A 13,379-nucleotide genomic window follows, 5' to 3' on the forward strand; every position below is an offset into this window, starting at 1 on the left:
GCTGACTGTATGCGGCGGCTGCTCAGTCGAGTGCAAGGGTGGCCCGGACGTCGCCCAGCCCACGGGCGACGAGCAGGCTGCCGCCCGGGTTCAGCGTGCCCCAGCCGGCCGCCTCGGTGTCCCAGCGGCGCCACAGGCGGGCGTCGGTGGGCACCTCCACCTCGGCCGACTCGCCGGCAGCCACCTGGACGCCGGTCCAGCCGACGAGCCGCACCGGCTGGTCCTGGTCGGCCGGCTGGAGGTAGACCTGCACGACCTCGCGGGAGTCGCGGGCCGCGGTGTTCCGGACCCGCACCCGAACGGTCGGCGCCGGACCGCTCCCGACCACCTCGGCCGACTCGTAGGCCCACGAGCCGTAGCCCTCACCCGCGCCGAGCCAGTGGGCCGGCGCCGGCGCGTGCCCAGCATGGAAGCCGCGGTAGCCGATGAACGTGCCGTCGGTGTACTCGAGCCGCAGGTCGCGGGGCTCGACGTCCCAGGCCGGTGCGGCCCCGTCGGCGGTCGGCCACGACGTGACCAGTCGCCCAGTCGGCTCCCGTATGCCGAGCAGCGCGTCTGCGACTGCATGGCCCCCCTCCTGGCCAGGCAGCCCGACGACGAGGATCGCGTCGACCTCGTCGGCCCACGGCATGAGCACCGGGGTCGCGGAGTTGACCACGACGACGGTCCGGGCCGCCGCCGCAGCCACGGCGTGCACCAGCTCGTCCTGCTGGCCGGGCAGCGCCAGCGTGGACTTGTCGGTGGCCTCGGTCTCCTGCTCGGGCGTGAGGCCGACCGCGACGATGGCCAGGTCGGCCGACCGAACTGCCTCGACCGCGGCGGCGATGGTCCGGTCGGCGGGCGCCGGCACGGGCGCGACGACGAGGGCCTTGATGCCCATGCCCGAGGCGATGGCGTCCGACAGCGTGCTCAGCGTGCCGTCGGGGCCGGGCTTCGGCTCGGACCGGACGATGGTGAGGACGGCCTCGACGAGGCTGCCCTGCGCCGCCTCGACGTCGGTGGTCCAGACCGGCGGCTTGAGCATCGACTCGCCCGGATCGGCGCCTTCGGGGGCGAGGTCGACCGAGGCGACCTCGGTGCCGTCGAGCGAGATCTGCCAGCGCCCGGTGCCGCTGCACCCGAGGCGCACCGGGCCGCCGGCGGCGAGGAGAGCGCTGAGCCGCAGCTGCTGCGTCGGGCGCGGGAGGCTGTCGTCCCAGCCGGTGGTGACCTGGCTCTCGGGGCTGTGCTCGGCGAGCATGACCACGCCGGCGGCGTCGACGTGCTCGACGTGCAGACCGGGCTCGCCGGTGAACGGGTCGCGGATCGCGGTCGCCGGCGCCGGCAGTGCCCGCTCGCGCACCTCGACGCCGTCCACCACGGTGAGCCGGTTGCCGAGTGCGGCTCGCAGGCCCTCGGCGATCGACACCTCGTACGGCGGGTTGACCTGGGCGGAGCCGCCGCCCATGCACACGGTCTCCAGGGCGTGGCGGCCGACCAGGGCGACCGTGCCCTCGCCCGTGAGTGGCAGGACCCCGCCCTCGTTGCGCAGGACGACCATGCCGTCCGTGGCCAGCCGACGCAGTTGGCCCCGCCGCACGGGGGCGTCGGGGGCGGTCGAGTCCGTCGGCCATGACCGGTGCGCGCCCAGGGCGCCCACCCGCTCGGCGAGGCGGAGCAGGCGGCATACGTGCTCGTCAATGACCGACTCGGGCACGGCACCGGACTCGACGTCGCGGACCAGCGCCTCGCCCCACGGGCCGTCCGGCCCTGGCATGACCAGGTCGAGACCCCCCAGGGCGGCCGGGGCCGACGTCTTGGTCGCGAACCAGTCGGACATGAGCAGGCCGGTCCAGCCCCACTCGCCCTTGACCACCTCGTTGTTGACGTGGTCCTGCTCGGTGGCCGCGACGCCGTTGACGTCGTTGTACGCCGCCATGATCGACCAGGGGTTCGAGTCCTCGACCGCGATCTCGAACGGCAGGAGGTAGACCTCGCGCAGCGCCTCCTCGCTCACCACCGAGTTCATGTAGTTGCGCAGCGTCTCGGACTCGTTGGCGACGAGGTGCTTGAGGCACGCGCCGATGTCCTTGGCCTGCATCCCACGGACGTATGCCGCCGCGAGACGCCCCGTGAGCAGCGGGTCCTCGGAGTACGCCTCGAACAGACGACCGCCCAGTGGGGAGCGGTGCAGGTTGATGGTCGGCCCGAGGACGACGTGGATCTGCTGGCGCTCGGCCTCCTCCGCGAGCATCTCGCCGACCTCGTGGGCGGTGTCCTCGCTCCACGCGCTCGCGAGCAGGGTGGCGTTGGGGAAGAGCGCGACGTGGTCACCGCCGGTGAACTTCAGCCCGCGGACCCCGGTCGGGCCGTCGGAGAACGCCATCGGAGCAAGACCAATCGAGTCCTCGCCGTGCAAGGTGAACGAGGTGGCTCCGGTGAGCAGGCGCACCTTGGTCGCGAGGTCGAGCCGACCCACGAGGTCGGTGACGTCGGTCTGGTCGGGGTGGTCTGCCGGGGCGGTCATGCCTGCCAGTGCAGCAGTGGGAGCCGGGGTTGGAAATAGTTTAGTCTAACTATTTATCATTTCGTGACCTTTCTCGTGGGCGTGGGCGGCGTTGGCATGATGGGCGGATGTCCACCATCGTCTTTCTCCACGCCCATCCGGACGACGAGGCCTCACAGACCGCCGGATCCATGGCGCGCGCGGTCGCCGAGGGCCACCGCGTGGTCACGGTCTTCGCGACGAACGGCGACCACGGTGAGCTGCCGGCCGCGGGACTGCCGGAGGGGGAGACCCTGGTGGACTGGCGTCGCCGCGAGGCCGAGGCGTCGGCTGCCGTGCTCGGCGTACAGCGGATTGCCTGGCTGGGCTACCGCGACTCGGGCATGACCGGCTGGGCGCAGAACTCCGAGGACGGCGCGTTCCACTCCGCCGACGTCGACGAGGCCGCCACCCGGCTCGCGCGCATCCTCGACGAGGAGGACGCGGACGTCCTCGTCGGGTACGACTGGCACGGCGGTTACGGTCACCCCGACCACGTCAAGGTGCATGCGGTCGTCCATCGCGCGGCCGAGCTGGCGGCGCGCAGGCCGAGGCTGCTGGAGTCGACGATGAACCGGGACCTCATCCGGGGCTTCTACGAGGCAGCGGTCGCGTCGGGCAACGCCGACCGGGCATTCGACCCCGACAGCCCCATGGATGACGGCAACCCGCTCGGCAGCCCCGAGTCCGAGATCACCTGGCAGGTCGACGTGAGCGACTACCTGCCACAGCGGCGGGCCGCGCTGGAGGCCCACCGCAGCCAGGCGACCGACATCGAGGGGATGCTGTCGATGCCCGAGGAGTTCTTCGGGCTCTTCTTCGGCCGTGAGCACTACATCGAGCCGATCGGGTCTGGCGGGTCCAGCGGGTCTGGCGCGTCTGGTGCGGCCGTCGAACCCAGGGCGCCGATGCAGCTGGGGTGGCCGTTCGGCGACTGACGCGCTCGCGCGGCTCAGGGCCGCCCGGCGGCGGCGTCGAGGTCGGCCCAGGCGGCATCTCGGCGGGCAACGAGCACCGCCCGCGTGCTGCTCACCAGCGCCCGCGGCATACCGGTGGCGCGCAGGTGCGGTGCCCCCCAGTGGACCGGAGGGTCGGGGTCGACCGCGCGGCCGGTGAGCCGGTGGAGGATGCCCGCACCCCGCGCGGCGGCACTGGACGAGACGTCGAGCAGGTCCCACAGCTCGCGCGCGAGCACCGCGCCTCGTGGGCCGATCAGGCCGTTGGCCTGGCCGCCGATCCAGACCACCGCGCCGACGGCGGTCTCGTCGCGGTCGCTGCGGTGGAGGGTGCCGGGGTCGAGGGTGAGCACGGCGGTGAGGATGTGGCGGAAGGCGGCCACGAGCTCGGGGGTGTCAAAGACATCGATCGCGACGGCGTCGCACCGGGCGCTGATCGACTGGGCGCGCGCGTGGAGGTCGACCGGGATCTGCTCGAGGGGGAGCGGGGTGGCGGTCAACGGTGAGGTGTCGAGCGAGCGCAGGGCGTCGGCCCCGCCCACCGCGGCCTCGAGCCAGCGCAGGGCGCGCTCGTGGGTCGGCTCGGCGTCGGCGAACGCGCGCAGCGGCCCACGGCGCCGACCCCTGGACTCCCAGGTGCCATCGGCGCTCTCCTCGACCCAGTGGTCGGCGGGCAGGCCGTCGACCAGCACCACGTGGGTGACCAGGCGGCGCCGGCGCAGGAGCGGCGGTGGCTCATCGGACGGCTCCCACGGCGCCTCCCAGCGCGAGTCCCAGCGCGAGTCCCAGGCTGGCTCGGACAGTGATGAGAGTGATGAGCTGGTCATCGCGCCACTGTGGCAGGCGGCACCGACCCTCCCGCGGCGTTATCCACAGGCGGCAGGCTGGTGCTGTGACCCTGCGCGGTCGGCGCGGGCCGTGGCCGTGCGCCTCAGGCCGCGCCGTAGCGCGCTTGCGAGCGGGCTCGTGCCTTGGCCGCCTCGGTTTCGCGATCCTTCGGGGGTGCGCTCGTGGTGAGGTGGCTGAGCAGGTGCTCGGTGGCGTGGGCGATCTCGGCGACTGCCTCGTCGAACGCGGCCTGGTTGGCGGCGCTGGGCTTGGTGCTGCCGCTCACCTTGCGGACGTACTGGAGGGCGGCTGCGCGCACTTCGTCAGAGGTCGCGGGGGGTTCGAAGTTGTGGAGCTGGCGGATGTTGCGGCACATGGGTGCAGGGTACGTCGCGGGCGCCTCATCGGGGCAGTGATCGGCCGCGCGGTGTGAACTGCGTCATGTGGACGACCACGGGTCGGGATGCCGCCGGGACACGCCCGAGAAATTCTCCGGTCCACACCCGGTGGACGGTGTTCGCGCAGGTCAGTGCCCCTGTTGCCGGACGGTGGGTCGCGAAATCCACAGGGTTATCCCCCGACTGTGCACAAGCGGCCCGGGCGTGGCCCACAGGTTGTCCCCATGATGTGCACAGGGCACGTTTGAGTGCGGTGGCCGGGCGGCCCTAGCGTGTGCCGGTCACCAGTTCCGAGCGAGGTTCCGGCCAGTTTTCGGGCCAGTGTCGGAGCGGGGTGGTGTACTCGAATCACACGGGTGTTATCCCAGCAGGTACAGAGAGAGTTGGCGGCGAGTGTCTCTTGCAGAGTTGAGCACGAGTGCGTTCAGCTCTGGCGGCGACGGTCCGCCCGGCGGGGCGGACCGCGTTCCTCCGCAGGACGTCCACGCGGAGCAGTCGGTCCTTGGTGGCATGTTGCTGTCGAAGGACGCGATCGCCGACTGCGTCGAGGGGCTGAGGGGCCAGGACTTCTACCGGCCCGCTCACGAGCTGATCTACGACGCGATTCTCGACCTCTACGGCCGGGGCGAGCCGGCTGACGCGATCACCGTGTCCGACGAGCTGTCCAAGCGCGGCGACCTGCAGCGCATCGGTGGACAGGCGTACCTCCACCAGCTGATCCAGGTCGTGCCCACCGCGGCGAACGCCGGCTACTACGCCGAGATCGTCAGCGAGCGCGCGGTGCTGCGCCGGTTGGTCGAGGCTGGCACCCGGATCGTCCAGCTCGGCTACCAGCAGGGCAACGGCGACGTCGAGGACATCGTCAATGCCGCCCAGGCCGAGGTCTACGCCGTGGCGGACAAGCGCGGTGGCGAGGACTACATCGCCCTCGGCGACGTCCTCGAGGAGACGCTCAACGAGATCGAGGTCGCGGCCGGGCGCGACCCGGGCGAGATGCTCGGGGTGCCCACCGGCTTCATCGAGCTCGACGAGCTCACGCACGGGCTGCACCCGGGCCAGATGATCGTGCTTGCGGCGCGGCCGGCGGTCGGCAAGTCGACCATGGGTCTGGACATCGCCCGTGCGGCCGCCATCAAGCACAAGATGGCCACGGCCATCTTCTCCCTCGAAATGAGCCGGTCCGAGATCACCATGCGCGTGCTCTCGGCCGAGGCCCAGATCCAGCTGCAGGACCTGCGCAAGGGCACCATCGGTGACCAGGGGTGGAAGAAGCTGGCCCGGATCATGGGGCAGATCTCCGACTCGCCGCTTGTTCATCGACGACTCACCGAACATGTCGCTCATGGAGATCCGCGCCAAGTGCCGCCGGCTCAAACAGCAGCACAACCTCAAGCTCGTGGTGATCGACTACCTGCAGCTCATGTCGTCGGGTAAGAAGGTCGAGTCCCGCCAGCAGGAGGTGTCGGAGTTCTCCCGTGCGCTCAAGCTGCTCGCCAAGGAGCTCGAGGTCCCGGTCATCGCGATCTCGCAGCTGAACCGTGGACCCGAGCAGCGCACGGACAAGCGGCCCCAGATGTCGGACCTGCGTGAGTCGGGCTCCATCGAGCAGGACGCCGACATGGTCATCCTGCTGCACCGCGACCGCTCGCCCGAGTCAGGGCGCGAGGGGGAAGCCGACGTGATCGTGGCCAAGCACCGTAACGGCCCGACCAAGGACCTGGTGTTGGCGTTCCAGGGTCACTACAGCCGGTTCGCCAACATGGCCCGCGACGGCTTCTGAGTCGTCGTCGCGACCCCTCGTAGAGTGCGCAGGGTGTTCGAGATCGGTGCATCCCCTTCGCTGCGGGAGATGACTGCGGCAGATGTGCCGGCCGTGCTCGCCATCCAGGAGCCGGGCGCGGTCCTGGGCCTTTCCGACGTGTTTCCGCAGGACCTCCACCCCTTCCCGCGCGACGCGGTCGGCCAGCGCTGGCTCGAGGAGATCGCAACGCCGGGGATCGACTGTGACGTGGTCCTGCTCAATGGAGTGATCGTGGGGTTCGCCGCGGTTCGGGGCGATGAGCTCCTGCACTTCGGGATCGCCGTCGAGCACTGGGGCACAGGCACGGCCCAAGCCGCTCACGACGCGGTGCTCGAACGAATGCAAACGCGCGGCGTCCAGCGGGCGTGGCTGACGGTGTTCGCCAACAACGAGCGAGGGCGGCGCTTCTACGAACGGCAGGGCTGGCGTGCGACCGGTGACCGCACCCACAGCTCGTTCCCGCCCTATCCGGAGCTGCTCCGTTACGAACGCGCCCTGGACCGCGGCACACGCGTACGGGCCGTCGGCTCGACCAGGATCGCTGAGGTGAACTGGTCCGCGCCCTCAGGCATCCGCTCCCACGAGCAGACAGTGCCGGTCGGTCACGGCGCGGAAGCCTGGCGTCTCGCGACCGCCGAAGTCCTGCACTGGGGCGTGAAGACCCGCAGCGGATTCATCGTTCGACCGGACGCGGGCACCGACCTGCGAGTCGCCGAGGACCGGGACTACACCTTGGTGGCCAGGGTCGGCCCCCTCGGCATCCGCGAGCCCGTTCGCGTGCTGGCGGTGCTCGACCTTCCCGATCGGTGTGGGTTCGCCTACGGCACACGACCCGGGCACCCCGTCGCAGGAGAGGAAGCCTTCATCGTCCACCGCGACGTCGACGGCCGCGTGTGGTTCACGCAGCGCTCCCTCACCCAGCCAGGGCTCGGGCCTTGGCGTCTCGCGTTCCCGGCAGTTCTGGTGGCGCAACGGTGGTATCGCCGCCGCTATGCGCGCGCGCTCACGGGCATCCTCACTGACGGCGGCTGACGCGGGTACCTCGATCCTCACGCTGACCTACGTCCCCGTTCACCGCGGGAGCCGGCGTTCCCGCTCGGCTGCGAGCCGAAGCACGAACTGGTTGAGCAGCGCGGCGTTCCCGACCAGGGCGACGGCGGTGGCGGCATACGTGATCAGGACCGAGCTCTCGCTCGGGGCAATGGCGTTCCCGGTGATGAGCATGACCATGACGTACGGCGCCAGGACCAGCAGTCCGATGGGCAGGGTGCCGAGCAGCAGCACCCGCGCCAGCGTCTCGACGGGCAGGAGCGTGTCCTGCGGCGAGAGCTCCACGACCGCGAAGAGCAGCACCATCGCGACGACATAGCTGGCCGCGGTCCGAGTCACCTCCGCATCGTGACAGAGATCGGGACCTTCAGCGCACCACCGCTGGCCGAAGCGGTGAGTTTTCCCGGCATACCCGCGTGGAACCGCAGAATCCCCACCCTCGTCCCACCCGCATGTCGAGAATGTCCTCTCGACCTCGCCGGCACACCTATGCCGGCGGCCCGGCAGCTTTCTGATCAGGAGACCACCCCGTCATGCCCACCTTTTCCCCGTTTCGCACGGGCGCGTATGCCGCGCTTGCGGTCCTCGTCGTTGTCGGCGTGACCCTGCTCATCGCTTCGCCGTTCGACCGCACCGCCGGCGGTGAGGTTGCGGTCGTCCGCAACGGTGGTCCCCTGGACAATCGCCAGTTCCGCCAGGTGATCCTGCCGGGGTCAGGGCTCACCTACTCGGGCATGTTCTCCGAGTCGCACAAGTACCCGGCGCAGCAACGCTTCTACACGATCACGTCCGACTCCAAGCGGGGCGATCGCGCGGGTGTCGACGTGGAGCAGGACCCGACCGCCGACGGGGTCGAGATCGGCGTCGAGGGCACGATCTACTTCAACCTCAACATCGACCAAGCCGCCCTGCACCAGTTCGACGACAAGTACGGCACGCGCAAGTACCTCGGGCTCGACGGCCAGTACCGCTACGCCTGGGATGGCGAGGACGGCTGGAACTCCTTCCTCGACACCATCGTGCGGCCGGTCATCAGCAACGACCTTCGCCAGCAGGTCGGTGACTTCCAGTGCGCCGAGCTGCAGGCCTCCTGTGCGCTCGTGCAGGCCGGGGCGATCGCCGCATCGAACGCGAACTCCTCCGCGACCGCGGCCGCCGTCTTCAACGGTTCGACCGGCAAGCAGAACAACGTGAACATCCAGAAGATCCAGGCGTCGATCAACTCCTCGCTGGAGGACGATCTCAACACGACGCTCGGTGGCCGGTTCATCACGAACGTGCGGTTCAACCTCGCCAAGATCACGTTGCCGACCAAGGTGCAGGCCGCGATCGAGGAGGCCCAGGCCGAGTTCGCCGGCGTCTCCAAGTCGCAGGCCCGCGTGGCCCAGGCCAAGGCAGACGCCCTGGCCAACGAGCAGCGCCAGAAGGGCTACCAGCAGTGTCCGGCCTGCGCGACCATCGACACGCTCAAGGCCATCCCGCCGAGCGTGACCACGTTCGCGCCGGGTGCGGGGTTCGCCGTCACGAGCAAATAGTGCGGGGCGGCCGCCCCGGATGCGCGGCGGCCGTCAGGAGGTGGCCGTCGAGTCAGCGCCGAGCACCGAGGTCGCCTTGTCGACCGACACGCTGGTGGCCCCGTCGACATCGTCAGCCGTCGCGGCGATGAAGTTGAGCGCCAGGACGGTGTCCGCGACGCCGGTGGAGACCATCATCAGCTCCATGCCGTCGAGCGGGCCACCTGAGGCGGTCAGGCGAATGGCCAAGGGGTCGGCGCCGTACTTCGGCGGGTTCACGATCCGGACCGTCATCGTGGACGTCCCGGCGCCGGGCACGGTGACGGCGACCTGGTCGCACGCGGAGGCGGCGCGCCTCAGGGTGGACTGCAGGGCGCTCACCGCCGCGGCACCCCCGAGGGCGTCCAGGCTCTCGTCGATGAACGGGCCCGACTGCCCGGCAGAGAAGGCGATGTGAGCGCTGGCCTTGGAGCCCGGCGCGGCGGTGAGGTTGGCCACGTGCACGAACGTCGCGCACTTCGGGTTCTTCGAGGTGACCTTGGGGTTGTTGTTGTTGGACGACTCCGGTTCCACGGCGAACCCGGTCGGCAGGTCGCTCAGTTCCATCAGCGCCTTCTTGAGCCCGGCGGCGGTCCGCGGTGCGGCGGTCCGCGGTGCGGCGATGGCGCTGGTCGTCGTCGAGGGCATAGTGGAGGGCATGGTGGAGGGCGTGGCCGGCGCAGGCGTGGCGCTCGTCGAGCTGGTCGCGCTCGCTTTCGGGGCAGAAGTCCCCGAACAGGCGGCCGTCGTGACGACGGCGGCAAGGGCAACGGCGACGAATGCTGAACGGCGGCTGGGAGTCACCCGTGGAGATTAGCCGTCGGGCCGCATTCCCGCGCGGCTTCCCGTCGCCTTCCCGTCGCCCTCCCATCGCCTTCGCGTCCCAGCGCCCCCGCGCCAACCTGGCGGCCGAGCACTCGATCGGTCATTACTGTCGGTCAGTACGGTCGGTCACGGCGGTCGGGCAATAGCCTGTGGGGCGTGAGCGAGGACGAGGAGCGCCGGCAGGACGCCGTGCAGGAGGCAGTGCAGCGGTATGCCGCGGTGCAGCCGGAGCTGCGTCAGGTCGCCGACGGGTTCGTCGCCCTCGTGACCGCGTTGCTGGACGACGCCGGCATCAACTACGTCAGCGTGACCGGGCGGGCCAAGAGCGTCGCCTCCTTTGCCGGGAAGGCCGCCCGCACCGTCGACGGCGCGCCGGCCTACCCCGACCCGCTCAGGGACGTCACCGACCAGGTCGGGGTACGGGTCGTCACTTACCTGCACGGCGACGTCACGGCGGTGGCCGACCTGTTGGCCGACCAGCTCAGCGTGCTCGACGACCGCGACATGGGTCAGGAGACCGCGCGGCAGGGCCGGTTCGGCTACGCCAGCCGCCACCTGCTCGTGGCGGTCGACCCCGTCAAGGGCGTCCCGGCGGCATACGACACCGTGAGGGCGCGCAGCGCTTCGGTGCAGATCCGCACGATCCTGCAGCACGCCTGGGCCGAGTTCGAGCACGACGTGCGGTACAAGGGGACCATCCCCGAGGAGCACGTCCCGGACCTCGACCGGCGGTTCACGCTGGCGGCCGGGCTGCTCGAGCTGGCCGACCGTGAGTTCTCCGCCATCCGCGACCGGCTGCAGGCCACCATGGGCGACCAGCACCTGACCATCGACGAGAGCGACCCGCGGATCAGCGCATCCGACCTCGCGACCTTCCTCGCGGGCCGCTTCCAGGACGCCGGCTGGTCGCGCACCGACCACTACGCCTGGATCTCGGGGCTGCTGCTCGAGCTCGGTATCAGCTCGCTCGACGAGCTCGCGGGGCTGCTGTCCTCGATCGACGCCCCGGGCATCAACGCGCGGATGGCGTATCGCTACCCCGCCGGAGCCGTCCGCCGGCTCGACGACGCGCTGCTGGCGGTCTTCGGCACCCGGTACCTCGCCCTGCACGGCAACCTCCACCGCGAGCAGGCGCTCACCACCCGGCTGGAGAAGCTGCGCGCGCAGTGACCCGGCTACGGTGGCTGCGTGAAACGCGCCATCGCAGCCCTGTTCGTGGTCCTCGTCGGGCTGCTGTATGCCGCCTTGCCGGCGACCAGCGCGGGCGCCGCCCCGGCATCCGCTCCGCGGGCGACCGGCATACCGAAGGTGCTGCGCGTGGGGACCGAAGGGGTCTACGCCCCGTTCAGCTACCACGACGCCAAGGGCAACCTCACCGGCTTCGACATCGACGTGATGAACGCGATCGGCAAGCGTCTCGGCGTGCAGGTCCAGTACGTCGAGACGCCGTGGGACTCGATGTTCGCGGCGCTGCAGGCGGGTCGGTTCGACCTCGTCGCCAACGAGGTGACGTTCAACGCGAAGCGCCAGGCGCTGTACGACCTGAGCGACCCCTACGTCACCACCACCGGGGTGGTCGTCGTCAAGTCCGACAACACCTCCATCAAGGGCCTCGCCGACCTCAGGGGCAAGCGGGCAGCCGAGAACCTCACGAGCAACTGGTCCGACGTCGCCAAGGGGGCCGGCGCCAGCATCGTCGGCGTCGAGGGCATGACCGAGGCCATCGAGAACCTCAAGCAGGGCCGGGTCGACGTCCTGGTCAACGACAAGCTCGCGATCCAGAACTACCTCGCCACCAACCCGGACGCCGGGGTGAAGGTCGTTGCGCAGACCAGCGACGTGAGCACGTCCGTGCTCGCCGCCCGCCGGGGCTCGGGGTACCTCCCGGAGCTCAACAAGGCCATCGCGGCCCTCAAGGCCGACGGCACGCTGAGCTCGATCTACGACACGTACTTCACGGCATCGGTGGCGCCCCCGAGCAAGTGGCAGCTCGTCGAGGACAACGCGTGGCCGATGCTGCGGGCGACGATCACGACGACGATCCCCCTGACGATCATCAGCTTCGCCATCGGGCTGGTCATCGCCCTCGGCATCGGGCTGATGCGCATGTCGACCCACCCGGTGGTGTCCGGAGCCGGGCGTCTCTACATCTCGCTGATCCGTGGGACTCCACTGCTGGTCCAGCTTGTTCCTCATCTTCTATGCGCTGCCCGAGCTGGGCGTGCGCATCAACCCGTTCCCCGCGGCGGTGATCGCCTTCAGCCTCAACGTCGGTGGGTATGCCGCGGAGATCATCCGCGCCTCGATCGAGAGCCTGCCGCGCGGCCAGTGGGAGGCGGCGAGCACCGTGGGCATGGACTACGCGACCACGCTGCGTCGGGTGATCCTGCCGCAGGCGGCCCGCACGGCCGTGCCGCCGCTGTCCAACACGCTGATCTCGCTGGTGAAGGACACCTCGCTCGCCTCGACCATCCTGGTCGTCGAGCTGCTGCGTCAGGCGCAGATCGCTGCTGCGCCAACGTTCCAGTTCTTCGCGATGTACGGCGTCGCCGCCATCTACTACTGGGTGATCTGCCTGGGGTTGTCCGCCGTCCAGTCCCGCACTGAGACCCGACTGAACAGGTTCGTCGCAGCATGACCGACTCCACAGCCCACCTCGTCGAGGCCCAGCACCTGGCCAAGTCGTTCGGTGACCACGAGGTCATCACGGACATCTCGTTCACCGTCGACGCCGGCACCGTCACCTGCATCATCGGGCCCTCGGGCTCGGGCAAGACCACCCTCCTGCGTTCGCTCAACGGCCTGGAGATCCCGGACCGGGGTGTCGTGCGTGTCGGTGAGGTCACCGTGGATTTCGCCACGGTGACGCCGGGGCCGCGCGGCAGGCTGTCGCGCGCTCAGCGCGACCTGCTCGCCCGGCTGCGCGCCCAGAGCGGCATGGTGTTCCAGGCGCACCACCTGTTTCCCCACATGACGGCGCTCGAGAACGTCGTCGAGGGTCCGGTCGTCGTGCAGGGTGAGTCCGTGGCCGACGCCAGACAGCGGGCTGCCGCGCTCCTCGACAAGGTGGGTCTCGCGGCGCACGCCGACAAGTACCCGTACCAGCTCTCCGGTGGTCAGCAGCAGCGGGTGGGGATCGCGCGGGCGCTGGCCCTGCGGCCGAGCCTGGTGCTCTTCGACGAGCCGACCTCGGCGCTCGACCCCGAGCTGGTGGGCGACGTCCTCGGTGTCATGAAGAGCCTGGCCGCGGAGGGCTGGACGATGGTCGTGGTCACCCACGAGCTGCGTTTCGCCCAACAGGTGGCCGACCAGGTGCTGTTCATCGACGGCGGGGTGATCGTCGAGCAGGGCCCGCCGCAGGAGGTCATCGCTCGACCGCAGCACCCCCGAACGCAGGCGTTCCTCACCCGACTGCTCGAGCCGATCTGATAGCCGACTGTCAGT

11 protein-coding genes and 3 pseudogenes are annotated in these 13,379 nt (G+C 70.3%); 9 read left to right on the plus strand and 5 right to left on the minus strand.

Annotation, left to right across the window (positions count from 1 at the left end; genetic code table 11):
- Positions 1 to 22: 22 nt before the first annotated feature.
- Positions 23 to 2,506, minus strand: coding sequence for a beta-glucosidase (locus tag GKE56_RS13210; RefSeq protein WP_154684925.1), 2,484 nt, complete (start codon positions 2,504 to 2,506; stop codon positions 23 to 25).
- A gap of 107 nt (positions 2,507 to 2,613) precedes the next feature.
- On the opposite strand from GKE56_RS13210, the gene GKE56_RS13215 reads away from it, so the two are divergent.
- Positions 2,614 to 3,462, plus strand: coding sequence for a PIG-L deacetylase family protein (locus tag GKE56_RS13215; protein ID WP_154684926.1), 849 nt, complete (start codon positions 2,614 to 2,616; stop codon positions 3,460 to 3,462).
- A gap of 14 nt (positions 3,463 to 3,476) precedes the next feature.
- On the opposite strand, the gene GKE56_RS13220 is transcribed toward GKE56_RS13215, so the two are convergent.
- Both GKE56_RS13220 and GKE56_RS13225 read right to left on the minus strand, forming a co-directional pair.
- Positions 3,477 to 4,307 (minus strand): hypothetical protein, encoded by an 831-nt coding sequence (locus tag GKE56_RS13220; protein ID WP_154684927.1) that lies wholly within the window; start codon positions 4,305 to 4,307, stop codon positions 3,477 to 3,479.
- Between the two features lie 104 nt (positions 4,308 to 4,411).
- The gene (locus tag GKE56_RS13225; RefSeq protein ID WP_154684928.1) at positions 4,412 to 4,684 is read right to left on the minus strand and encodes a DUF2277 domain-containing protein; all 273 of its coding nucleotides are present in this window, start codon (positions 4,682 to 4,684) and stop codon (positions 4,412 to 4,414) included.
- A 430-nt stretch (positions 4,685 to 5,114) separates the two neighbouring features.
- Between GKE56_RS13225 and dnaB the strand changes: the two are divergent.
- Both dnaB and GKE56_RS17600 read left to right on the plus strand, forming a co-directional pair.
- A pseudogene (gene dnaB / locus GKE56_RS13230) lies at positions 5,115 to 6,486 on the plus strand (replicative DNA helicase).
- 33 nt (positions 6,487 to 6,519) lie between these two features.
- Entirely contained in the window at positions 6,520 to 7,539 is a 1,020-nt protein-coding gene (locus GKE56_RS17600; protein WP_230208967.1) for a DUF1990 family protein, read from the plus strand.
- 39 nt (positions 7,540 to 7,578) lie between these two features.
- On the opposite strand, the gene GKE56_RS13240 is transcribed toward GKE56_RS17600, so the two are convergent.
- On the minus strand, positions 7,579 to 7,896 hold the full coding sequence (locus GKE56_RS13240; protein WP_154684929.1) for a hypothetical protein: 318 nt from the start codon (positions 7,894 to 7,896) through the stop codon (positions 7,579 to 7,581).
- 194 nt (positions 7,897 to 8,090) lie between these two features.
- On the opposite strand from GKE56_RS13240, the gene GKE56_RS13245 reads away from it, so the two are divergent.
- Complete coding sequence (locus GKE56_RS13245; protein ID WP_154684930.1) at positions 8,091 to 9,092, plus strand: SPFH domain-containing protein; 1,002 nt, start codon at positions 8,091 to 8,093, stop codon at positions 9,090 to 9,092.
- A gap of 33 nt (positions 9,093 to 9,125) precedes the next feature.
- Here the strand turns inward: GKE56_RS13245 and GKE56_RS13250 are convergent, their stop codons facing one another.
- The gene (locus tag GKE56_RS13250; RefSeq protein ID WP_154684931.1) at positions 9,126 to 9,677 is read right to left on the minus strand and encodes a hypothetical protein; all 552 of its coding nucleotides are present in this window, start codon (positions 9,675 to 9,677) and stop codon (positions 9,126 to 9,128) included.
- Positions 9,678 to 9,732: 55 nt separating this feature from the next.
- On the opposite strand from GKE56_RS13250, the gene GKE56_RS13255 reads away from it, so the two are divergent.
- From GKE56_RS13255 to GKE56_RS13270, 5 genes and pseudogenes are all read left to right on the plus strand, one after another.
- Positions 9,733 to 9,927: a hypothetical protein gene (locus tag GKE56_RS13255; RefSeq protein ID WP_154684932.1), complete on the plus strand. Its 195-nt coding sequence runs from the start codon at positions 9,733 to 9,735 to the stop codon at positions 9,925 to 9,927.
- A gap of 164 nt (positions 9,928 to 10,091) precedes the next feature.
- Positions 10,092 to 11,105: a GTP pyrophosphokinase family protein gene (locus GKE56_RS13260; RefSeq protein ID WP_304650400.1), complete on the plus strand. Its 1,014-nt coding sequence runs from the start codon at positions 10,092 to 10,094 to the stop codon at positions 11,103 to 11,105.
- A gap of 147 nt (positions 11,106 to 11,252) precedes the next feature.
- Positions 11,253 to 11,834, plus strand: a pseudogene (locus GKE56_RS17605) (transporter substrate-binding domain-containing protein); the annotation flags it as partial.
- A gap of 114 nt (positions 11,835 to 11,948) precedes the next feature.
- A pseudogene (locus GKE56_RS17610) lies at positions 11,949 to 12,573 on the plus strand (amino acid ABC transporter permease).
- A complete protein-coding gene (locus tag GKE56_RS13270) occupies positions 12,570 to 13,364 on the plus strand; it encodes an amino acid ABC transporter ATP-binding protein (protein WP_154684934.1) in 795 nt (264 codons plus the stop codon). The pseudogene GKE56_RS17610 and the gene GKE56_RS13270 overlap by 4 nt, the downstream one beginning before the upstream one ends.
- Positions 13,365 to 13,379 lie beyond the last annotated feature (15 nt).

This window comes from Nostocoides sp. HKS02 (assembly GCF_009707485.1).
Classification (GTDB): domain Bacteria; phylum Actinomycetota; class Actinomycetes; order Actinomycetales; family Dermatophilaceae; genus Pedococcus.

Coding starts and splice junctions, on each gene's coding strand:
- GKE56_RS13210 (WP_154684925.1), bottom strand. CDS start 2,506: ATGACCGCCCCGGCAGACCACCCCGACCAGACCGACGTCACCGACCTC.
- GKE56_RS13215 (WP_154684926.1), top strand. CDS start 2,614: ATGTCCACCATCGTCTTTCTCCACGCCCATCCGGACGACGAGGCCTCA.
- GKE56_RS13220 (WP_154684927.1), bottom strand. CDS start 4,307: ATGACCAGCTCATCACTCTCATCACTGTCCGAGCCAGCCTGGGACTCG.
- GKE56_RS13225 (WP_154684928.1), bottom strand. CDS start 4,684: ATGTGCCGCAACATCCGCCAGCTCCACAACTTCGAACCCCCCGCGACC.
- GKE56_RS13245 (WP_154684930.1), top strand. CDS start 8,091: ATGCCCACCTTTTCCCCGTTTCGCACGGGCGCGTATGCCGCGCTTGCG.
- GKE56_RS13250 (WP_154684931.1), bottom strand. CDS start 9,677: ATGGAACTGAGCGACCTGCCGACCGGGTTCGCCGTGGAACCGGAGTCG.
- GKE56_RS13255 (WP_154684932.1), top strand. CDS start 9,733: ATGGCGCTGGTCGTCGTCGAGGGCATAGTGGAGGGCATGGTGGAGGGC.
- GKE56_RS13270 (WP_154684934.1), top strand. CDS start 12,570: ATGACCGACTCCACAGCCCACCTCGTCGAGGCCCAGCACCTGGCCAAG.